Raw genomic sequence first — 20486 nt, forward strand, 5'->3', positions numbered from 1 at the left:
CGCGCCCCTAAAGGGCCTGCGGCCCTTTAGGGGCGCGGGGAACTGCGCGAGAAGCCCCACCGGGCCGCACCCGACAACGCACCACCCCCTCGGGGTCGAAGGGGCAGCGCCCCTGGGGGATGGGACGGGTAGGGGCGGCGGGGGCGAGGAAAGTGTGGGGGGCGTCAGTGGGGCTTGCGGGTGCCGGGCATCATCCGCCGCAACGCCCCCAACAACCCACTCCCCACCCGCCCCCCGACAGCCGCAGGCTCCGCGGCCGGCGACGGCACCGGCGGCCCCGACGCCACCGACGGCACGCCCCCCTCCCCGCGCCGCCCCACACCCCGCCCACCCAGCTCATACCGAACCGGCAGCAACCTCAACCCCCGCACCACCGGCCCCGACCGCCACGGCAACTGATCCGGCGGCAACGTGAGCTCCGCCCGGGTGAAGTGCTCGAACACCCTCCCCACCGCCGTCGAGACGATCGTCCCCGCCAACTCACGCGCGGCACTGGGACACTGATGCGGCCCGGCCCCCCACGCGAGATGCGCCCGCGTACTGATCGCGGAGTCGACGATGTGGGACGACCCGATCGCGAGCAGATCCCGATGCGCGGCCGCGACGGACGGGGACACGATGTCCCCGGCCCGGATCCAGAAGTTCCCCAGCCGCACATCACGCGCCGCGAACCGGAAGCAGAGGTTGGCCGTCGGCGGATTCGCCAGCGCCGCCCGGTTCACGGTCTCCCCGAGCTGCCCGTCGGACAGACTCCGCCGGACGGTCGCGTTGCCCCGCAGCACCTCCAGGAGGGTGTTGCAGACCATGTTCCCGGTGATGTCGTTGAGATAGACCGCGTTCATGAACAGCTCACGGCCCAGCTGTTCATCACTCAGCGAGGGGTTGGAGAGCAGCATGTAGGAGGTCAGGTCCTCCCCGGGCCGGGAGCGCCGGTGCGCCGCGAGGCGGGTCATCGCGCCCAGCGCCCGCCCGGTGGCGGGCCCCGCGTCCGGCCCGCCGTCCAGCATCCGCCACAGGTCCATGACCATCTCGTCGCCGAGTTCTACGGGACAGCCGAACAGCTTGGTCGTGACCATGAGGAGCAGCGGCCGAGTGTACTGCGCCGCGAGATCGGCGAACCCGGTGGTCCCGGACTCGGCCGCGAGCACACCGATCAGCTCGTCGGCGTACCGGGCGACGGCCGCCCGCAGTTCCCAGCCCTCGGGCGAGTGCCCGTCCTGGAAGGGCCGCATCGCCGAGTGGTAGCTCAGCCGGGCGGCCCGGTGTTCCTCGTCGTCGAAGAACATGGTCTGCCGGACCTCGTACCCGGCGAGGAGCGGCCAGTCCTTCGGCAGCCGCCCCTCCGCCCGCGCCCGCCAGTGCCGTACGTCGCGCCGCCAGACACTTTCGTTGCGCAGGACCTCCAGCACCTCGCGGTAGTCGAGAACCAGCCACGCCGGCACCCCCATCAGCCCCACCGGTGCCACGGGGCCGTACGTACTCCGCAGTCGCTCGTAGACGCCGCCCGGGTCCACATCGAACTCCGAGGTCAGCAACGGCTCCACGGACAGCGATTCCAGACCGGGCCCGCCTGCCTGAGCGGCCGCGAACGGATGTGTTTCCATGCCGACACGCATACCGTATGAACCGTGCACGAGCAGTGACGATGACGAGAACTGTTACGGGTTGGTGATCCCCGATGCACAAGTGGTGACGGTGCCGGGAAAGCCGTCTGCCGGGTACCTGGCAGACGGCCTTCCCGTCGACTTCACGCCACCGCCAGTTCTTCCCCGAGCCCGCCGGGCAGCCCCTCCGCGTGCACGACGCCGAGCGTCTGGGTCGCCCGGGTGAGCGCCACGTACAGATCGCTCGTCCCGAAGCGCCCCGGCTCGACGACGAGGACGGAGTCGAACTCCAGCCCCTTGGCCTGCCGGGGGTCGAGGAGGACGACGGTCCGGGTCAGATCGGGTTCCGCGCCCGCCGTCACCCCGTCCAGCCGGGCCGCGAGCGCCCGATGCAGCTCACGGGGCGCGATGACCGCGAGCCGCCCCTCGGCCGGGGTCAGTTCGGCCGCCGCCTTGGCCACCACCGCGGGCAGCTCCTTCGCCGCCGCGCGGCGCGCCCAGGGCCGTACGCCGGTCGACCGTACGGAGCTGGGCGGCTCGAAGTCCGGCCGTTCGGCGCGGACCACACCGGCGGCGACCGCCATGATCTCGGCGGGGGTGCGGTAGTTGACGCCGAGCCGGGTGTGCTCCCAGCGGTCCTCGACGTACGGGGCGAGGATGTCGGCCCAGGAGCCGACGCCCGCGGCCTCCGCCGTCTGCGCCGGGTCGCCGACGAGGGTCATCGAGCGGGTGGGCGAGCGGCGCATCAGCAGCCGCCAGGCCATCGGCGACAGCTCCTGCGCCTCGTCGACGATGATGTGCCCGAACGCCCAGGTCCGGTCGGCCGCCGCCCGCTCGGCGGCGCTGCGGTGGTCGTCCTCCTCGTGCCGCTCGGCGAACCGTTCGGCGTCGATGATGTCGTGCGCGGACAGCACCTCCGAGCCGTCGGGGTCGCTGTCCTCCTTGTCCTCGAACTCGTACGTCCGGGAGGCGTACGACACCTCCAACACGCCCTGCGCGTAAGCGATCTGGGTCTCCCGCTCCCGTTCGGCCCGGGCCCGTGCCACCCGGTCGTCCTCGCCCAGCAGTTCGGCGGCCTCGTCGAGCAGCGGCACATCGGCGACGGTCCACGCGCGCGTGACGGGACGGCGTACGGCGTCGGCGTCCTCGGGCGACAGATACGCGTCCGGCTCGGCGAGGAAGTCGGCGATCAGCCGGCGCGGGGTGATCCGGGGCCACAGCCGGCCGATGGCGGCCCAGACCTCGGGGTTCTCGGCCAGTTCGTCGCGAATCTGGGTGATGTCGCTGGGGTCGAGGAGGTTGGCGCCGTCGTAGGGGTCGGTGCCGATGCGTTCGGCGACCATCTCGGTGAGGGTGTTGAGGATGTAGCCCTCGAAGTGCTCGCGGGCCACGTTGTGCGGGAGTTTCGCCTCACGGGTGCGCTCGCGGGCGACCCGGACGAGGTCGTCGTCGAGCATGAGAATCTCCCGGTCGTGCTCGATGGCGATCACCGGGTCGGGCAGCGTCTGCCGGTCCCGTACGACGGCCGCGAGCACATCGGCCATCGCGGCGCTCCCCTTCACCCGGGCCGCCGCCGGGGTGTCGGCCGCGGTCGCCCGTACACCGGGGAACAGCTCGCCGACGGTGGCCAGCAGCACGCCCGTCTCGCCGAGGGAGGGCAGCACCTCGCCGATGTAGCCGAGGAAGGCGGGGTTGGGGCCGACGATGAGGACGGCGCGCTTGGCGAGCAGTTCGCGCTGCTCGTAGAGGAGGTAGGCGGCCCGGTGCAGGGCGACGGCGGTCTTGCCCGTGCCGGGGCCGCCCTCCACGACCATCACCCCCTGGTGCGGGGCACGGATGATGCGGTCCTGCTCGGCCTGGATGGTCTGCACGATGTCGCCCATGCGGCCGGTGCGGGCGGAGTTGAGGGCGGCCAGCAGGACGGCGTCGCCGGTGGGGTCCTCGTAGCCGGTTCGGGTCTCGTCGCCGAGGTCGAGGATCTCGTCGTGCAGGGCGGTGACCCGGCGGCCCTCGGTGGTGAGGTGCCGGCGGCGGCGCAGGCCCATCGGGGTGTGGCCGGTGGCGAGGTAGAAGGGGCGGGCGACGTCGGCGCGCCAGTCGATCAGGATCGGGGTGCGCTCGGTGTCGTCCTCCCGCAGCCCGATCCGGCCGATGTGGTGGACGCCGCCGTCGGCGAGGTCGAGCCGGCCGAAGCAGAGCGAGCCGTCGACGGCGTTCAGCGCGGCCAGCAGCCCCGACCGCTCGGCGACGAGGATGTCCCGCTCCAGACGGGCCTGCATGGGGGTGTTGCCCTGGGCGAGCGCGTCCGTGACCGACCCCTCGGTCGCACCGCGCAAAGCGTCCACGCGCGCATACAGCCCGTCGATGAATTCCTGCTCGTGCCGCAATTCATCTTGTTCATCACGCGAAAAGCCGGTGTTTGACAATTCCACTCCCGCCCGGATACACTGTGCTCACTGAACTTCTTTGCGACCCAATCTCCTTGAAGTCGCGAACCATTAAATATACGCAGGAAAAGCCCCCGAGCACAATTGCTCGGGGGCTTTTCCGTACAGACGTGTCAGATGTGGCAGACGTCAGAGCACATCGGCGAGTTCTTCGAGCAGTCGCCGCTTCGGCCGGGCTCCCACCATGGCCTTCACCGGCTCACCGCCCCGGAACACCATGAACGTCGGCATCGACAGCACCTTGTACGCCTGGGTGGTCTCCGGATTGGTGTCCACGTCCAGCTGCACCACCTTCAGCCGCTCCCCCTCCTCCGCGGCGAGGGCGCTGAGCACCGGCCCCATCTGCCGGCACGGCGGACACCAGTCGGCCGTGAACTCCACCAGCACCGGCAACTCCGCCCCGATCACCTCCGCCGCGAAGTCCGCGTCCGTCACTTCGTCGACACCAGCCGCCCTGATCACAGCGCCCCGCCTCCCAGCTCACATCCCGGCTCCGGACCCCCCGGAACCTCCGCCTCGGCCGCCAGCCGCTCCCGTGCCCGCTCGGCCCGCGCCAACTGCTCGCCGACCGACGCCCGTACGGCCGCCAACTCACCGATCAGCGCATCGAGTTCGTCCAGCTTCCGCCGGTACACCACCAGCGACGCCGGGCACGAGTCGCCCTCCGGATGCCCGGCCCGCAGACACTCCACGAACGGCCGCGTCTCCTCCAGGTCGAACCCGAAGTCCTGCAGCGTCCGGATCTGCCGCAGCAGCTTCAGATCCGCCTCGTCGTACGTCCGATAGCCGTTCCCGGTCCGCCGCGCGGGCAACAGCCCCCGCGCCTCGTAGTACCGCAGGGCCCGTGTCGTCGTCCCGGCCCGTTCCGCCAGCTCGCCGATGCGCATGCGCCGACCGTATTCCTTGACGCCGACGTCAAGGAAAGGCCGAGGCAGGACAGCCGCGCACAAAAGCCGAGCGACCAGGTCTATAGGGGGAGGACCTGGCCGCTCGGTGTTCGGGGTGCTTCTTCAGTTGTTCCGCTGGGCCGTACGGCCGGGTCTACGGGGGAGGACCCGGCCGTACGGAGTCATGGGGAGCCTTCTCGGCGAGGGCCGCCCCCGGCCCCGTCAGGGGCGCGGGGAACCGCGCGACCAGCCACACTCGGCCGGCGGCCACAGGACGGCCTACGCCTTGGCGAGTTCCTTCTCACCCTCCGGCTCGGCGGCCGCGGCCGGGGCGGACCCGTGCCCGTCGTCCAGCAGCGTCTTCTCGTCGAACGGCAGCTGCCCGGCGAGCACCTCGCTCACGCGCTCCTTGTCGATCTCCTTGGTCCAGGTACCGATGAGGACCGTGGCGACCGCGTTGCCCGCGAAGTTGGTGAGGGCGCGGGCCTCGCTCATGAAGCGGTCGATGCCGACGATGAGGCCGATACCGTCCACCAGGGCCGGCTTGTGCGACTGCAGACCACCCGCGAGGGTCGCGAGACCGGCGCCGGTGACACCGGCCGCGCCCTTGGAGGCCACCAGCAGGAAGAGCAGCAGCGGGATCTGCTCGCCCACCGACATCGGCGTACCCATGGCGTCGGCGATGAACAGGGACGCCATGGTCATGTAGATCATGGTGCCGTCGAGGTTGAACGAGTAGCCGGTCGGGACGGTGATACCGACGACGGGCTTGCTGACACCCAGGTGCTCCATCTTCGCGATGAGGCGCGGCAGCGCCGACTCGGAGGAGGAGGTGGACAGGATCAGCAGGAACTCACGGCCCAGGTACTTGAAGAGCGTGAGGATGTTCATGCCGGCGACGGCCTTCAGCAGCGCGCCGAGCACGATGAAGACGAAGAGGAAGCAGGTGACGTAGAAGCCGAGCATCAGCACGGCAAGGCTCTTCAGGGCGTCGAGGCCCGCGGAACCGGTCACGGCCGCGATGGCACCGAAGGCACCGATCGGGGCGGCCCACATCACCATCGCGAGGATGCGGAAGACAAGGCGCTGGATGTGCTCGACACCGCGCAGGATCGGCTGACCGGAGTCGCCCATGGCCTGCAGCGCGAAGCCCGCGAACAGGGCGACCAGCAGCGTCTGGAGGACCTCGCCGCCGGTGAAGGCGGAGACGATCGTCGTCGGGATGATGCCCAGCAGGAACTCGGTGGTGTCCTTGGCCTCCGCCGACACCTGCGCCTGACCGGTCTCCTTGATCGCGTCGGTGACCGCGAGGCCGGTGCCCGGCTCGACGATGTTGCCGACGACCAGGCCGATGCCGAGGGCTACCAGCGACATCACCGTGAAGTAGGCGAGGGCGATACCGCCGACCGCGCCGACCTTGGCTGCCTTCCGTACGGAGCCGATGCCCAGCACGATCGTGCAGAAGATGATCGGCGAGATCATCATCTTGATCAGGTTGACGAAGCCGGTGCCGATGGGCTTCAGCTCCACGGCGAAGTCCGGGGCGATCAGACCCACGGCGATGCCTAGGGCCACAGCCACGATCACGGCGATGTACAGGTAGTGGGTGCGGTCCCGCTTGGCGGGTGCGGTAGGTGCCGTTGGGGCGGTGCTGGCCACGGCTGCCCTCCTCGTCGACGACATCGTCGGCTCGTTCGTCTCCGGCGTGCGGCTCACGTCCGGGGGAATTCGGGAGACGGTCTCCCAGGGTGGGAACCGGCGGGTTCCCGGATGGGAGACCGGCTCCCGGGTTCGGGAGCCGGCGGGCTCCCGGAGCCGGTAGCTGGGGGACTGCCGGCGGTGGGAGCGGGGCTCCCGGGGGGTGTGGGAGCCGGGGCTCCCGGCGGTGGAAGCCGGCGGGCTTCCGGGCCGGAGGCTGGGGGGCTTCCGGCGGTGGGAGCTGGGGGGCTCCCGGGGTGGGGAGGCGTGCTCCCAGTGGTGGGAGAGGTGCCTCCCGGTGGTGGGAGACGGGCTCCCGGCGGCTCGGATGCGGTCCCGGAGCGGGAGTCGCACACCCTGTCGGTGTCCATGTGCTGGACGAGTCGATGGGGTGACTATCCCCCGCCCTGTGAGGGCGGTCACCCTTCCGTTCATTTAGTTCACGCCAACCCGTGGAGGCAGACTGTTGCCATGCGCGTCCCGCACCGTCTCCGTCCCCGCAGCCTGGCCGGTCAGCTCTTCGCCGTACAGGCGGTGCTGATCGCGGCCGTCGTGGCCGGTTACGCGCTGTTCACGTACGTCAGCGACCGCTCCCAGGCGGAGGAGGCGGCGCGCCGCCAGGCCATGGCCGTGGCGGTCACGGTCGCCGACGCCCCCTCGGTCCGTGCGGCGATCCACACACCGAAGCCGACGAAGCAGCTCCAGCCGTACGCCACCGAGGTGCAGCGGCACGCCGGGGTCGACTTCGTGACGATCATGACCCGGGACGGCATCCGCTGGACGCACCCCGACCCCGACCGGATAGGCGAGCACTTCCTCGGCCACATAGAGAAGGCCCAGAACGGCGAGTCCTTCACCGAGACCTATACGGGCACCCTCGGCGCGTCCGTCCGCGCGGTCACCCCGGTCATGGAGGACGGCGAGGTCATCGGCCTGGTCAGTGCCGGCATCAGGGTCCAGGCGATCAGCGACCGGGTCCAGGAGCAGCTGACGGCCCTCGTCGGTGTGGCCGCCGGCGCGCTGGCCCTCGGCGGTCTGGGCACCTACATCGTCAACGCCCGCCTCCGCCGCCACACCCACAACATGAACGCGGCCGAGCTGAGCAATATGCATGACTACCACCAGGCCGCCCTGCACGCCGTACGCGAGGGGCTGCTGATGCTCGACGGCCAGTACCGGGTGGCCCTCATCAACGACGGGGCACGGGAACTGCTGGGCGTGCGGGACGACGTGGTCGGCCGCTCGGTGGCGGAGCTGGGCCTGCCGGCGCCGCTGACGGGCGCCCTGCTCTCCTCCGAACCCCGGGTGGACGAGGTGCTCCTCACCGCCGAACGGGTGCTGGTCGTGAACACCTCCCTGGTGTCGGGCGGCCAGCGCCGGGGCACGGTCGTCACCCTCCGCGATGTGACCGAACTCCAGTCCCTCACGGGCGAGCTGAACTCCGAACGCGGCTTCACCCAGGCGCTGCGCTCGCAGGCGCACGAGGCCGCGAACCGCCTCCACACCGTCGTCTCGCTCATCGAGCTGGGCCGCTCGGACGAGGCGATCGACTTCGCGACGGCGGAACTGGAGCTGGCGCAGGCCCTGACGGACAAGGTCGTGGCGGCGGTGAGCGAACCGGTGCTGGCGGCCCTGCTGCTGGGCAAGGCCGCCCAGGCGAACGAGCGGGGCGTCGAGCTGGTCGTCTCCGAGGACAGCCGCATCGACGACGGCCTGCTCCCGGAGTCCCTCCCCGCCCGTGATCTGGTCACGGTCCTGGGCAACCTGATCGACAACGCGGTGGACGCGGCGCAGGGGTCGGTGGGGGCTCGGGTGACGGTGACGGCATATACGGACGAGGCTGACGAGGCGGATGAGCCGGGGGACGTGGGGGATCTCGGGGACGCGGGCGGGTCGTCCGACGGCTCCGTGCTGGTGCTGAGGGTGTCGGACACCGGCACCGGTGTGGATCCGGCCCACACGGAGGCCGTCTTCGAACGCGGCTTCTCGACGAAGCCGGCGGGTCCGGGCGGCCGGGGGCTGGGCCTGGCCCTCGTCAAGCAGACCGCGCGCCGGCACGAGGGAACGCTGACCGTGTCGGAGGCGGCCGGGGGCGGGGCCCAGTTCGAGGTACGGCTGCCGCTGCGGACGACCGGGGGCGGCAGGCCGGCGCAAACCGGTGAGACGGCTCGAACCGGTGGGATGGCTCAAACCGGTGGGGCGGCTCAAACCGGTGGGATGGTTCAGACCGACAGGACGGCGCGGACCGACAGGGCGGCGCAGGCTGTGCGGGGCCCTCGGGCCACAGTGGCTGGAGGCGACGACGTATGACCGGTACCGGTGCCGATCCCATCAGAGTCCTGGTCGTCGAGGACGACCCCGTGGCCGCCGACGCGCACATGATGTACGTCGGCCGCGTCCCGGGCTTCACCGCCGTGGGCAAGGCCCACACGGGCGCGGAGGCCCGGCGCGCGCTGGACCGCATGCCGGTGGACCTGCTCCTGCTGGACCTCCACCTGCCGGACGTGCACGGCCTGCAACTGGCCCGCTCCCTGCGGGCGGCCGGCCATCACGCGGACGTGATAGCGGTGACGTCGGCACGGGACCTGACGGTGGTGCGGGAGGGCGTCTCGCTGGGCGTGGTGCAGTACGTACTGAAGCCGTTCACCTTCGCGACGTTGCGCGACCGGCTGGTCCGCTACGCCGAGTTCCACGCGGCGGCCGGCGAGGCGAGCGGCCAGGACGAGGTGGACCGCGCCCTGGCGACCCTGCGGGCCCCCGGCCCGGCGGCCCTGCCGAAAGGGCTGAGCGCGCCGACCCTGGAGCGGGTGACGGTGGCCCTGCGGGACGCGGGCGAGGGCCTCACGGCCGCCGGCGTCGCGGAGGCGGTCGGCATCTCACGGATCACGGCCCGGCGGTATCTGGAGCATCTGGTGGACGCCGGGCGGGCGGCGCGGAGTCCGCAGTACGGGCAGGTGGGGCGGCCTGAGCTGCAGTATCGGTGGGTTAAGGGGTAGGCGGGCGCCGTCAGGGGGAGGGCCTGGGCCGCCAGGAGGAGGACTTGGCGCCGTCAGGAGGAGGGCTTGGCGTAGAGGACGACCTGGGTCCCGAGGCCGACGATCGTGAGGGCCTCGGCCACGGAGAGGGCGACGAGCCCCGGACTGGTCTCACCGCTCACCCAGTAGACGGCGAGCCCGGCGAAGGGCACGACGCAGAAGGCCAGCAGATCGATCCCGCACTGTATGGCTTTACGGGAGCGCCGCCGTGAGTCGGCACGGTGTTCCACTTCCCAGTCGAAAACCCTCTCGGCCCCCGCGAGCCGTGCGAGCCGCGGCCCGAGATCCCCGCGCACATACGCCCCGATCGCGGAGATCTTCTCGTCGTTGACCAGGTAGGTCCACCCGAGCACGACACACACCGGCGGCAGCGCGAGCAGCATGGCGGGCTGCCTGGCCTGCGCGGTGGCGGCGATGACGGCCGCGAGGACGGTGAGGGTGACGTAGAGCAGATTGTCCCGGAACCCGATACGTGTCTTCTGCTCGTCCTTGACGATCTGGTACTCGGCGAGCAGCAACTGCCCGACGGTGACGTCACGTTCGGGGTTGTCGGCTCGGTCGGCGGATTCCGGCACGGAGGTCCCTTCGGGCGGGGTGGCGACGCACCCTATGTTCGGTGCAGACACATTGACCTGACTAGACCACTCCTCGTACCGTCACCGGGCACCCACCCAGGCCACAACGACGTTGCCAGCAGGAGGTCGTGCCCGTGCGCCCCACCGCACCCCACCCCCGCCGATCCCGACTCCGCCTCCTCCTCACCGCAGCCCTGGCGATCAGCGCCCCCGGCGTACTCACCGGGTGCGGCAACGGGTCCGGCAGTGACCCGGACACCGTGGAGGTCTCGTACAAACAGTCCACGGACAACCAGGTCCGTGTGATGGACACCTTCCTCGCCGACGTCAAGAAGCAGTTCGAGAAGGCGAATCCGGGCAAGAAGGTGAAACTCGTCCCGATCAAGGCCCCGGACTCGGAGTACTACACCAAGGTCCAGCAGATGCTGCGCTCGCCGAAGACGGCTCCGGATCTGGTCTACGAGGACACGTTCCTGATCAACTCGGACATCACGAGCGGTTATCTGAAGCCCCTCGACGACTACTTGGCCGACTGGAAGGACTGGGACCAGTTCATCGACACGGCCAAGACGGCGGCGAAGGCCGAGGACGGAAAGACGTACGGCATTCCGGACGGCACGGACACGCGCGGCCTGTGGTTCGACAAGGCGATCTTCGAGAAGGCGGGCCTGCCGGCGGACTGGCAGCCGAAGACCTGGGCCGACATCCTCAAGGCGGCGCGGACCATCAAGCAAAAGGTGCCCGACGTCATCCCCTTGAACGTCTACACGGGCAAACCAGCGGGTGAGGCCGCCACCATGCAGGGCTTCGAAATGCTGCTCTACGGCACGGAGGGCGCCACGAGTGGTGGCGGTGCGAGCGACCCGTTGTACGACGAGAAGTCCAAGAAATGGAAGGCCGGAACGCAAGGCTTCAAGGACGCCCTCACGTTCGTGGAAACCGTCTACAAGGAAAAGCTCGGCCCGGAGGTCTCCGACGCCCTCGACCCCAACATCTCGACCCGGGTCCGCGGCGAATTCCTCCCCGAAGGAAAACTCGGCATCAACCTCGACGGTTCCTGGCTCCCCCAGGACTGGCTGCCCGGCAGCGGCCATGAATGGCCCCAGTGGTCGGAGAAACTCGGCCTCGCCCATATGCCCACCCAGAACGGCCAGTCCCCCGGCAAGGTGAGCATGTCCGGCGGCTGGACCTGGGCCATTCCCGACAAGGCCGGAAACCCCGACCTGGCCTTCGAGTTCATCGAGACGATGCAGACGAAGGCGAACGCCCAGAAGTGGTACATCGCCAACTCCGGAATCGCCGTCCGCAAGGACGTGGCCTCCGACCCCGCCTACGCCGAGGCCCAGCCCGGCATCAAGTTCTTCACCGACCTGGTGTCGAGCACGCACTACCGCCCGGCGTACCCGGCGTATCCGAAGGTCTCCACGGCCATCCAGGAGGCGATGGAATCGGTGACGACGGGAGACGCCTCGGTGGCGGAGGCGGCGAAGAACTACGACGAGGAGTTGAAGGCGGCGACGGACGACCAGGTGACCGAAGAGGCCGAACGATGAGCCCCCGCTCATGACGAGGCCGCCTGCGAGACCGCCCCATCCCCACCCCGCACTCCGCACCGCGACCCGCCTCCTCCCCCTCACCCCCGCCACCGTCCTCCTGCTCCTCTTCCTGGCCGGCCCGATCGCCTACTGCGCCTACATCGCCTTCACCGACCTCCAACTCACCGGCCAGGCCGAGGACTCCTTCATCGGCTTCGAGAACTTCCGCACGGCGTTCGGGGACGAGGCCTTCCTCAACGCGGTCTGGCTGACCCTGGTCTTCACGGTCGTCTCGGCCCTGCTGGGCCAGAACACACTGGGCCTGGCGCTGGCGGCCCTGATGCAACGCGCGTCGAAGCCCGTCCGCACGCTGGTGGGCGGGATCGTCGTCACGGCGTGGGTTCTCCCGGAGGTGGTGGCGGGCTTCCTCCTCTACGCCTTCTTCCGCCGGGAAGGCACCCTGAACGCCGTCCTGGACTGGCTCCACCTCCCCACCCAGAACTGGCTGTACACGCTTCCGATCCTTGCCGTGTCGTTCGCGAACGTCTGGCGGGGAACGGCGTTCTCGATGCTGGTCTACTCGGCAGCCCTGAACGAAATCCCGAAGGAGATCACGGAAGCGGCGGAGATGGACGGCGCGGGCGGCTGGCGCCGTATGTGGCACATCACGCTCCCGATGATCCGCCGCTCCATCGGCACGAACCTGATGCTCATCACCCTCCAGACCTTGTCGGTATTCGGCCTGATCTGGGTGATGACGAGAGGCGGCCCCGGCGGCAAAAGCCAGACCCTTCCCCTGTTCATGTACGAGGAGGCGTTCCAGAAAAGCATGATCGGATACGGCACGGCGGTGGCGCTGTTGCTGCTGGTGGTGGGTTCGCTGTTCTCGGCGGTCTACCTGCGGTTGCTGCGAACGGAGGTGTGAGTGCCGTGGCCTCCCTGAACACCCGCCGATTGGCGGCCGACGCGGGGCTGCTCGTCATAGCCGCCGCCTTCGTCCTCCCACTAACGTGGGTGATCCTCTCGTCGGTGGACCCGAAGGCGAACCTGACGGTGAGAATCCCGGACGGCGTGACACTGGACAACTTCGACGCGGTCCTGACCCCGGAGATCACGTTCACGCCCCTGCTGAACAGCCTGCTGCTGTGCGGTGGAGGAACGGCGCTCACGGTGGTGTGCGCGGCCCTGGCGGCGTACCCGCTCTCTCGCTTCCGCTCCCGCCTGAACCGCCCTTTCCTCCTCACGATCCTCTTCGCGACGAGCCTGCCCATCACGGCGATCATGGTTCCGGTGTACGCGCTGTTCGTCCAGGTGAACCTGATCGACACCATGCAGGGCACGATCTTCTTCTTCGCCGCGTCCCAATTGCCGTTCGCCATCTGGCTGATGAAGAACTTCATGGACGGGGTGCCGAAGGAGTTGGAGGAGGCGGCGTGGACGGACGGCGCGTCGTCGTTTCAGTCGCTGATACGGGTCGTGCTGCCGCTGATGGGGCCGGGGATCGCGGTGGTGACCGTCTTCTCGTTCGTGATGATGTGGGGGAACTTCTTCGTCCCGTTCATGCTGCTGCTCACACCGGAACAGATGCCGGCCGCGGTGAGCATCAATGAGTTCTTCGGGAATCGGGGGACGGTGGTTTATGGGCAGTTGGCGGCGTTCTCGGTGATTTATTCGACGCCGGTGATTTTGTTGTATGTGGGGGTGGCTCGGCGGTTGGGTGGGGGGTTTGCTTTGGGTGGGGCAGTTAAGGGGTGAGGGGGTGGATGGGGGAGGGGGCGATCGAAGCCCACACGCGCGCCCGCGACCTGTTCCAGGCCACCGAGGACCGCCACGGAGCGGCCCAGGCATGGAACAACCTCGGCAGCGCCGTGCAGAGGGCGGGCCGGGTAGAGGAGGCGGTCAGGGCGCACGGCGTGGCACTGCAGATTTACCGGGAGTTCGAGGACTGGTACCGCAGAGGCCTTGCCCTGCGCAACCTGGCCCTCGCGCACGAGGATGCCCATCGCCCCGCCGAGGCCCGCGCCCAAGCCGAGCGACTGGCCTGACCCACCCCACCCCCTCACACACCCTCCCCAAACCCCAAAGCCCCCCACCCCGGCAACACCACCCACATCCTCGTCCCACCCCCAGGCTCCCGCGCTTCCCCGAACCCCCACTCCCCCTCACACGCCCGCACCACGCACCCCAACACCCGAAGCGCCGCCCGCCGCCGCGCATCACACGCCGCCGCCAGCCGCGGATGCCCGTGCCGCCGATGCCCGTCGTACAGGACGATCTCCAGACCCCCGTCCCGGTACCGAAGCGACACGTACGCCACCTCATCCGGCGTGAACTGCCAGGCACACGCGACGAGTTCACCGACCACCTGAACCGCCGCGTCGGCCATGCCGAACATTCCGTACGCCGACAGCACGGCCCGCGTCGAGGCCCGCGCGACCCTGGGGCTCAGCGGCCCCAGCGGCATGGTGAGCCGATAGTCCAGGTGCTCCGGATGCACCGATGCCACGGGCTGCGGGGCCTCTCCGAAGACGGGGCACTTCAGTAGAGCGAGCTGTTCACGCATGGGTCATCTCCCTTTCGCACAGCGGGATTTCGGGCTCACGAAGCACGCCGATCCGTGAGCGCCTCGTCACCGACTGTAGGACATCAAGGGGAACGTGTGCCACTTAGACCAACTCATTGCCTCCAACGAGTTGGACCAGTACTCCACACCCGGTGCAAAATGGCCCCCGACCACCACCCAGAAGGGGCACCGATGCCAACAAGGCCCGCGCCGACAGAACGTCAGAAACGTCTCGGTGCCGAGTTGCGCAGGATGCGGCTGGCCACCGGCCAGACCACGGAGTACGCCGCCGGGCTGCTCGGGCTGGACCGCACGAAGGTGTCCAACATGGAGTCAGGCGTGCGGGCCATCTCGCCCGAGCGCATCCGGATACTCGCCAGCAACTACGACTGCGCCGACGAGGCGTACGTCGACGCGCTGGTCGCCATGGCCGACGTACGGAAGCGGGGGTGGTGGCAGCAGTACCGGGGCACCCTGCCCCAAGGCCTTCTGGACGTCGCGGAGTTGGAGTGGTTCGCCACGCGGCTGCGCAGCTATCAGACCGTGCACATCCCGGGCCTGCTCCAGCTCGGCGCGTACGCCCGAGCCATTTTCTCCGCCGCGCTGCCGCCCCTTCCCAAGTCAGAGGTGGAACTCCGCGTCGTGCAGCGCCTGCGGCGGCAACAAGTACTCGACCGCACAGAACCCGAGCCCGTGGGCCATGTCGCGTACATCCACGAGTGGGCCCTGCGCATGCAGTTCGGCGGACGCAGGGCGATGCGCGAGCAGCTCCTGCACGTGTGCGAGGCATCCGAGCGCCACAACGTCGACGTACAGGTTCTCCCCGTGGAGGCCGGCGCCTTCCCCGGCGCCGGGCACGCCGTCCTCTACGCCGACGGTGCCGTGCCCCAGCTCGACACCGTGCAGCTGGACTCCTCACACGGCGGAGAGTTCACTCACTCCGAGGCACAACTCGCCAAATACCGGAGCCATATGGAGTGGTGGCACGCCCACACGCTGAACCCGCAGGACTCACGCAACCTCATTCACTCCATCGCCCGCCAGCTCTGACCCGAGAGGAATCACCATGCCCGACATCACCTGGGAAGAGCCTTTCTGCGCCGAGGGCAACAACTGCTTCCGCCTAGGCACCGACCCCACCGGCAACGCCTACATAGCCATAGCCGGCCGCGAAGACACCTACCTCACCGACACCCGCGAAGCCCTCCGCACCCTCATCCGCGACATCAAGGCAGGCAAGGCCGACCACCTGCTCTAACCCAGTACGCCGGGCCGGAATGGCTCCACCCCCACCACCCGCCGCACCCGCACCGGCTCGATCAGGATCATCAGGCGCCGTTCCCCGGGGAGCAGCCATGGATACCGCTCCTCCCCGATGTACTTCCGGGTAAGCCGGTCCATGGCGCGCTCCGCCTCCTCCCCCTCCACGAACCGCACCACCCGCCCCCGGATCTCGGCCCGGTCGTAGGGGTTCTGGGAATCGATGTGGGACAAGGAGACGCTCGGGTTGCGGCGGAGGTTCTCCTCCTTCACCCGCCCGACCGACGTATTGACCATCACGTACTCGGCATCGCCGGCGCCCTCGATGTCCACCCACATGGGTGACACCTGAGGCGCCCCGTCCGCCCCGACCGTCGCCAAGTGCCAGAAATTCGGGGCCAGTAGGCGCTCACGTATGTGCTCATCGAGCTTCGTCATACGGTCACCCATACCCAGCCGGTCACTCCGATCACTCGGAGCACGCCACTCCCAGAAACCGTAGTTTCCTACAATCCGTGATTGTGGCCGAACAGCCCGTAGTCACCACATCCCCGCACCCCTACGTTGTGCGCGTGCACCGACGCTCAGCCCACGAACGGCAGCCCCAGCACCCGCACCCGTATCCACACCCACACCCGGGTCCGGGCCTGGACCCGGGTCCACAAACCGCAGCCACCACCCCCACCCCACCCTTCGACGCCCCCGCCGCCCGGAACCTCCGTGTCGCCCTCGGCATGGGCCCCGAACACGTGGCCTACGGAATGCGCGCCTCGTACGGACTCCCGTACGTCACCCCGGACATGGTCGCCGCCTGGGAATACGGCACCCTCGCCCCCACCGGCCCCGAACTCACCGCGCTCGCGGGCGTGTTGTGGTGCTCGCCCGGTGAACTCATCGGCACGCCCCGGACGTTGCGCGAGCACCGGGCGGCTCGGGGGATCGCCGCCGAGGACGTCGCCCGTGCGGTCGGGCTCGAACTCTCCGCGTATCTGCGGATGGAGGAGACCGAGGAGTGGCGCGGCACGGACCGCCAGTCCGCCGCGCTCGCCGTCGTACTCGACCTCGCGCTCCCGGAACTCGTCGTCGTCACGGGACGCGAGGCGAAGCTCAGGGAACTGCTCCACAGCGCGGTCACCACCCGCTGGCAGGCGCATGTGCGCCCGACCGCGAAGCTGCTGTCCCTCGACAGAAACGTCGGCAGAAGCTTCAGCGGAAACGTCGGCGGAAGCGTCGACCGAACCCTCGACCGGCGCCTCCTGGAGGACGTCCTCCGGGAGATGCACACCGACTACCAGGGCCTGATGACCGCCACCCTCACCTGGGCCAACGGCACCGCCGCGACCGACTCGGGCGACACCGGCCGCGACTACCTGGACCGGATCGTCGACCACTTCTGGTCACTGGTCCAGCGAACAGCCGCCTACTGACCCCGGCCCACCCCACCGCAAGCGGAAAGACCTAGAACACCGACTCCGCCTCATCCATCCGATCCTTCGGCACCGTCTTCAGCTCGGTCACCGCCTCCGCCAGCGGCACCATCACCACCTCGGTGCCGCGCAGGGCGGTCATACGACCGAAGTCGGCCCGGTGCGCGGCCTCGACCGCGTGCCAGCCGAAGCGCGTGGCGAGCACCCTGTCGTACGCGGTCGGGGTGCCGCCCCGCTGGATGTGACCGAGAATGACGGGCTTGGCCTCCTTGCCGAGGCGCCGCTCCAGCTCGTACGCCAGCGCCGCGCCGATGCCCTGGAAGCGCTCGTGGCCGAACTGGTCGATCTCGCCGTGGCCGTAGTCCATGGACCCCTCGGCGGGGTGGGCGCCCTCCGCGACACAGATCACCGCGAACTTCTTGCCGCGGGCGAATCGTTCCTCGACCATCTTCACCAGGCTGGCCGGGTCGAACGCGCGCTCGGGCAGGCAGATGCCGTGGGCGCCCGCCGCCATGCCGGACTCCAGTGCGATCCAGCCCGCGTGCCGGCCCATGACCTCGACGACCATCACCCGCTGGTGGGACTCGGCGGTCGTCTTCAGGCGGTCCATCGCCTCCGTGGCGACCCCGACGGCCGTGTCGAAGCCGAATGTCCGGTCCGTCGACGAGATGTCGTTGTCGATGGTCTTCGGGACGCCGACCACCGGCAGGCCCGCGTCGGACAGCATGCGCGCCGCCGTCAGCGTGCCCTCGCCGCCGATGGGGATCAGTACGTCGATACCGAACTGGTGTGCCATGTCCTGCGCGTTCTCGCAGGCCTCGCGGAGGCGGTCGCGCTGGAGGCGGGAGGAGCCCAGAATCGTGCCCCCGCGCGCCAGGATGCCGCTGACGGACTCCAGGTCGAGACTGCGGTAGCGGCCGTCGAGGAGACCGGCGTAGCCGTCCTCGAAGCCGATGACCTCGTCGCCGTACTGGGCGACCGCTCGGTGCACGACCGACCGGATCACTGCGTTCAGGCCCGGACAGTCGCCGCCTGCGGTGAGAACTCCGATACGCATCGTGCTGTTTCTCCTGCTCGTCCTGATCATCCTGAGCGTCCTGCTCGGTGCTGGTACTTATGAGCCAGTCCGATTGTTTCACGGCCGACAGGGGGGCGCCGCGCCCGCCCGCCCCCGCCCGGCACCACTCCTGGCGGATGGGCGCCTTATCCATGGTCAGGGGTATTGTCAAGAGGGTTTCTGTCCGCCACGGCGGTGATTTTCGATCCCGCCGCATCGCCGACCACCCCACTGACCACCTCACTGAGACGGAACGGAGAGCACACGTGACGCGCAGCGTGTACGTGACCGGGATCGACCGCGGCGACGGCCGCCAGGTCGTCGAGCTGGGGGTCATGGAGCTCCTGACCCGCCAGGTCGACCGGGTGGGGGTGTTCCGGCCGCTGCTGCACCACGGACCGGACCGGCTCTTCGACCTGCTGCGCGCCCGTTATCGCCTCACCCAGGACCCGGCGACCGTGTACGGCATGGACTACCACGAGGCGTCCACCCTCCAGGCCGAGCACGGCACGGACGAGCTCGTCTCCACCCTCGTCGACCGGTTCCACGCGGTCGCGCGTGACTACGACGTCGTGCTCGTCCTCGGGACCGACTTCGCCGACACCCAGTTCCCGGACGAGCTCTCCCTCAACGCCCGGCTCGCCAACGAGTTCGGCGCCTCCGTCATCCCGGTCGTCGGCGGGCGCAAGCAGGCCGCGGAGTCCGTGGCCGCCGAGACGCACAACGCGTTCCGCGCTTACGAGGGCCTCGGCTGTGACGTGCTCGCCATGGTCGTCAACCGGGTCGCGCCCGCCGACCGCGCCGAGATAACCGAGCGGCTCGGGGACTCCCGGCTGCCGCTCCCCGTGCCCTGCTACGTGGTCCCCGACGAGCCCGCGCTCTCCGCGCCCACGGTCGCCCAGATCACCCACGCCCTCGGCGGCAAGGTCCTCCTCGGCGACGACTCCGGCCTCGCGCGGGACGCGCTGAACTTCGTCTTCGGCGGGGCCATGCTGCCGAACTTCCTCAACGCCCTGACCCCGGGCTGTCTGGTCGTCACCCCCGGCGACCGCGCGGACCTCGTCGTGGGAGCGCTGGCCGCCCACAGCGCCGGCACCCCGCCGATCGCGGGGGTACTGCTCACCCTCAACGAGCGGCCCAGCGACGAGGTGCTGACCCTCGCCGCGCGCCTCGCGCCCGGCACCCCCGTGGTCGCCGTCGAGACCGGCTCCTTCCTCACCGCCTCCGAACTCTTCTCCATGGAGGGGAAGTTGAGCGCGGCCACCCCGCGCAAGGCGGAGACCGCGCTCGGGCTCTTCGAGCGGTACGTCGACACGACCGAGCTGCGGGGCCGGGTCTCCGCGCCGAGCAGCGACCGCATCACGCCGATGATGTTCGAGCACACGCTCCTCGAACAGGCCCGCTCCGAGCGGCGCCGCGTGGTCCTCCCCGAAGGCACGGAGGAGCGCGTCCTGCACGCGGCCGAGGTCGTCCTGCGCCGGAACGTCTGCGACCTCACCCTCCTGGGCCCGGTCGACCAGATCCGCAAGAAGGCCGCCGACCTGGGCATCGACCTCGGCGACAGCCAACTGGTGGACCCGGCGACCTCCGAGTGGCGGGACATGTTCGCCGAGAAGTACGCCCAGTTCCGCGCCCACAAGAACGTCAGCATGGAGCTGGCGTACGACATCGTGTCCGATGTGAACTACTTCGGGACGATGATGGTGCAGGAGGGGCTCGCCGACGGAATGGTGTCGGGGTCCGTGCACTCCACCGCCGCCACCATCCGGCCCGCCTTCGAGATCATCAAGACCAAGCCGGACGCCGGCATCGTCTCGTCCGTCTTCTTCATGTGCCTCGCCGACAAGGTGCTGGTGTACGGCGACTGCGCGGTCAACCCGGACCCGAACGCCGAGCAGCTCGCCGACATCGCCGTCCAGTCCGCGGCCACCGCGCGGCGGTTCGGCGTCGAGCCGCGGATCGCGATGCTGTCGTACTCCACGGGGACGTCCGGCTCGGGCGCCGACGTCGACAAGGTGCGGGAGGCCACCGGGATCGTGCGCGCCCGGCGGCCCGATCTGCTGATCGAGGGGCCGATCCAGTACGACGCCGCCGTCGAGCCGAGTGTCGCGGCGACCAAGCTGCCGGACTCCGAAGTCGCGGGCCAGGCCACGGTGTTGATCTTCCCGGACCTCAACACCGGCAACAACACCTACAAGGCCGTGCAGCGTTCGGCGGGCGCGCTCGCGGTCGGGCCGGTGCTGCAGGGTCTGCGCAAGCCGGTCAACGACCTGTCCCGGGGCGCGCTCGTGCAGGACATCGTCACCACGGTCGCCATCACCGCGATCCAGGCCCAGACACCGGCGGCCCAGCCCTCCGCTCCCGCCGCCCCGATCGCCGCCCCCGCCGCCCAGTGACC

Annotated in this window: 19 protein-coding genes; 10 read left to right on the forward strand and 9 right to left on the reverse strand. The window is 69.7% G+C overall.

Annotation, left to right across the window (positions count from 1 at the left end; genetic code table 11):
- Positions 1-164: 164 nt before the first annotated feature.
- The 5 genes from ABT147_RS42700 to ABT147_RS42720 form a co-directional block, all read right to left on the reverse strand.
- Entirely contained in the window at positions 165-1604 is a 1440-nt protein-coding gene (locus ABT147_RS42700; protein WP_351416916.1) for a cytochrome P450 family protein, read from the reverse strand.
- 143 nt (positions 1605-1747) lie between these two features.
- Complete coding sequence (locus ABT147_RS42705) at positions 1748-3991, reverse strand: HelD family protein (protein WP_351416918.1); 2244 nt, start codon at positions 3989-3991, stop codon at positions 1748-1750.
- 189 nt (positions 3992-4180) lie between these two features.
- A complete protein-coding gene (locus ABT147_RS42710) occupies positions 4181-4513 on the reverse strand; it encodes a thioredoxin family protein (protein WP_351416920.1) in 333 nt (110 codons plus the stop codon).
- Entirely contained in the window at positions 4510-4938 is a 429-nt protein-coding gene (locus tag ABT147_RS42715) for a MerR family transcriptional regulator (RefSeq protein WP_351416923.1), read from the reverse strand. The genes ABT147_RS42710 and ABT147_RS42715 overlap by 4 nt, the downstream gene beginning before the upstream one ends.
- Before the next feature lie 279 nt (positions 4939-5217).
- Positions 5218-6597 (reverse strand): cation:dicarboxylate symporter family transporter, encoded by a 1380-nt coding sequence (locus ABT147_RS42720; protein WP_351416925.1) that lies wholly within the window; start codon positions 6595-6597, stop codon positions 5218-5220.
- Positions 6598-7107: 510 nt separating this feature from the next.
- Here ABT147_RS42720 and ABT147_RS42725 point away from each other — a divergent pair.
- Positions 7108-8946, forward strand: a complete 1839-nt coding sequence (locus ABT147_RS42725) for a sensor histidine kinase (protein WP_351416928.1) — start codon at positions 7108-7110, stop codon at positions 8944-8946.
- Positions 8943-9632, forward strand: a complete 690-nt coding sequence (locus ABT147_RS42730; protein WP_351416930.1) for a response regulator — start codon at positions 8943-8945, stop codon at positions 9630-9632. Before ABT147_RS42725 ends, ABT147_RS42730 begins: the two co-directional genes overlap by 4 nt.
- Positions 9633-9685: 53 nt before the next feature.
- Here the strand turns inward: ABT147_RS42730 and ABT147_RS42735 are convergent, their stop codons facing one another.
- Positions 9686-10246, reverse strand: a complete 561-nt coding sequence (locus ABT147_RS42735; RefSeq protein WP_351416932.1) for a hypothetical protein — start codon at positions 10244-10246, stop codon at positions 9686-9688.
- A gap of 134 nt (positions 10247-10380) precedes the next feature.
- Between ABT147_RS42735 and ABT147_RS42740 the strand changes: the two genes are divergently transcribed.
- Genes ABT147_RS42740 through ABT147_RS42755 form a run of 4 tightly spaced genes read left to right on the forward strand, consistent with a single transcriptional unit; the run spans position 10381 to position 13826 of the window.
- Positions 10381-11799 carry an extracellular solute-binding protein gene (locus ABT147_RS42740; RefSeq protein ID WP_351416935.1) on the forward strand — a complete coding sequence of 473 codons (1419 nt, stop codon included), beginning with the start codon at positions 10381-10383 and terminating at the stop codon, positions 11797-11799.
- A gap of 10 nt (positions 11800-11809) precedes the next feature.
- A complete protein-coding gene (locus tag ABT147_RS42745; RefSeq protein ID WP_351416938.1) occupies positions 11810-12706 on the forward strand; it encodes a carbohydrate ABC transporter permease in 897 nt (298 codons plus the stop codon).
- Positions 12707-12711: 5 nt separating this feature from the next.
- Positions 12712-13536 (forward strand): carbohydrate ABC transporter permease, encoded by an 825-nt coding sequence (locus ABT147_RS42750; protein ID WP_351416940.1) that lies wholly within the window; start codon positions 12712-12714, stop codon positions 13534-13536.
- An 8-nt stretch (positions 13537-13544) separates the two neighbouring features.
- On the forward strand, positions 13545-13826 hold the full coding sequence (locus ABT147_RS42755; protein ID WP_351416943.1) for a tetratricopeptide repeat protein: 282 nt from the start codon (positions 13545-13547) through the stop codon (positions 13824-13826).
- 14 nt (positions 13827-13840) lie between these two features.
- Here the strand turns inward: ABT147_RS42755 and ABT147_RS42760 are convergent, their stop codons facing one another.
- Positions 13841-14344, reverse strand: coding sequence for an ATP-binding protein (locus ABT147_RS42760; RefSeq protein ID WP_351416945.1), 504 nt, complete (start codon positions 14342-14344; stop codon positions 13841-13843).
- Positions 14345-14536: 192 nt separating this feature from the next.
- Between ABT147_RS42760 and ABT147_RS42765 the strand changes: the two genes are divergently transcribed.
- Positions 14537-15394, forward strand: a complete 858-nt coding sequence (locus ABT147_RS42765) for a helix-turn-helix domain-containing protein (RefSeq protein ID WP_351416948.1) — start codon at positions 14537-14539, stop codon at positions 15392-15394.
- Between the two features lie 16 nt (positions 15395-15410).
- Positions 15411-15602, forward strand: coding sequence for a hypothetical protein (locus tag ABT147_RS42770; RefSeq protein WP_351416950.1), 192 nt, complete (start codon positions 15411-15413; stop codon positions 15600-15602).
- On the opposite strand, the gene ABT147_RS42775 is transcribed toward ABT147_RS42770, so the two are convergent.
- A complete protein-coding gene (locus tag ABT147_RS42775; protein WP_351416952.1) occupies positions 15599-16042 on the reverse strand; it encodes a PPOX class F420-dependent oxidoreductase in 444 nt (147 codons plus the stop codon). The two genes, ABT147_RS42770 and ABT147_RS42775, sit on opposite strands and share 4 nt — an antisense overlap.
- A gap of 134 nt (positions 16043-16176) precedes the next feature.
- Here ABT147_RS42775 and ABT147_RS42780 point away from each other — a divergent pair, with 134 nt between their 5' ends.
- Positions 16177-17031 (forward strand): helix-turn-helix domain-containing protein, encoded by an 855-nt coding sequence (locus ABT147_RS42780; RefSeq protein WP_502983262.1) that lies wholly within the window; start codon positions 16177-16179, stop codon positions 17029-17031.
- A gap of 31 nt (positions 17032-17062) precedes the next feature.
- On the opposite strand, the gene ABT147_RS42785 is transcribed toward ABT147_RS42780, so the two are convergent.
- Entirely contained in the window at positions 17063-18088 is a 1026-nt protein-coding gene (locus tag ABT147_RS42785) for an ATP-dependent 6-phosphofructokinase (RefSeq protein WP_351416954.1), read from the reverse strand.
- Positions 18089-18354: 266 nt separating this feature from the next.
- Here ABT147_RS42785 and pta point away from each other — a divergent pair, with 266 nt between their 5' ends.
- Positions 18355-20484 carry a phosphate acetyltransferase gene (gene pta / locus ABT147_RS42790; protein WP_351416957.1) on the forward strand — a complete coding sequence of 710 codons (2130 nt, stop codon included), beginning with the start codon at positions 18355-18357 and terminating at the stop codon, positions 20482-20484.
- Positions 20485-20486: the final 2 nt, after the last annotated feature.

It is taken from the genome of Streptomyces sp. NPDC001868 (genome assembly GCF_040297125.1).
GTDB lineage: Bacteria > Actinomycetota > Actinomycetes > Streptomycetales > Streptomycetaceae > Streptomyces.

Coding starts and splice junctions, on each gene's coding strand:
- ABT147_RS42700 (WP_351416916.1), bottom strand. CDS start 1,604: ATGGAAACACATCCGTTCGCGGCCGCTCAGGCAGGCGGGCCCGGTCTG.
- ABT147_RS42715 (WP_351416923.1), bottom strand. CDS start 4,938: ATGCGCATCGGCGAGCTGGCGGAACGGGCCGGGACGACGACACGGGCC.
- ABT147_RS42725 (WP_351416928.1), top strand. CDS start 7,108: ATGCGCGTCCCGCACCGTCTCCGTCCCCGCAGCCTGGCCGGTCAGCTC.
- ABT147_RS42730 (WP_351416930.1), top strand. CDS start 8,943: ATGACCGGTACCGGTGCCGATCCCATCAGAGTCCTGGTCGTCGAGGAC.
- ABT147_RS42745 (WP_351416938.1), top strand. CDS start 11,810: ATGACGAGGCCGCCTGCGAGACCGCCCCATCCCCACCCCGCACTCCGC.
- ABT147_RS42755 (WP_351416943.1), top strand. CDS start 13,545: ATGGGGGAGGGGGCGATCGAAGCCCACACGCGCGCCCGCGACCTGTTC.
- ABT147_RS42760 (WP_351416945.1), bottom strand. CDS start 14,344: ATGCGTGAACAGCTCGCTCTACTGAAGTGCCCCGTCTTCGGAGAGGCC.
- ABT147_RS42765 (WP_351416948.1), top strand. CDS start 14,537: ATGCCAACAAGGCCCGCGCCGACAGAACGTCAGAAACGTCTCGGTGCC.
- ABT147_RS42770 (WP_351416950.1), top strand. CDS start 15,411: ATGCCCGACATCACCTGGGAAGAGCCTTTCTGCGCCGAGGGCAACAAC.
- ABT147_RS42775 (WP_351416952.1), bottom strand. CDS start 16,042: ATGACGAAGCTCGATGAGCACATACGTGAGCGCCTACTGGCCCCGAAT.
- ABT147_RS42785 (WP_351416954.1), bottom strand. CDS start 18,088: ATGCGTATCGGAGTTCTCACCGCAGGCGGCGACTGTCCGGGCCTGAAC.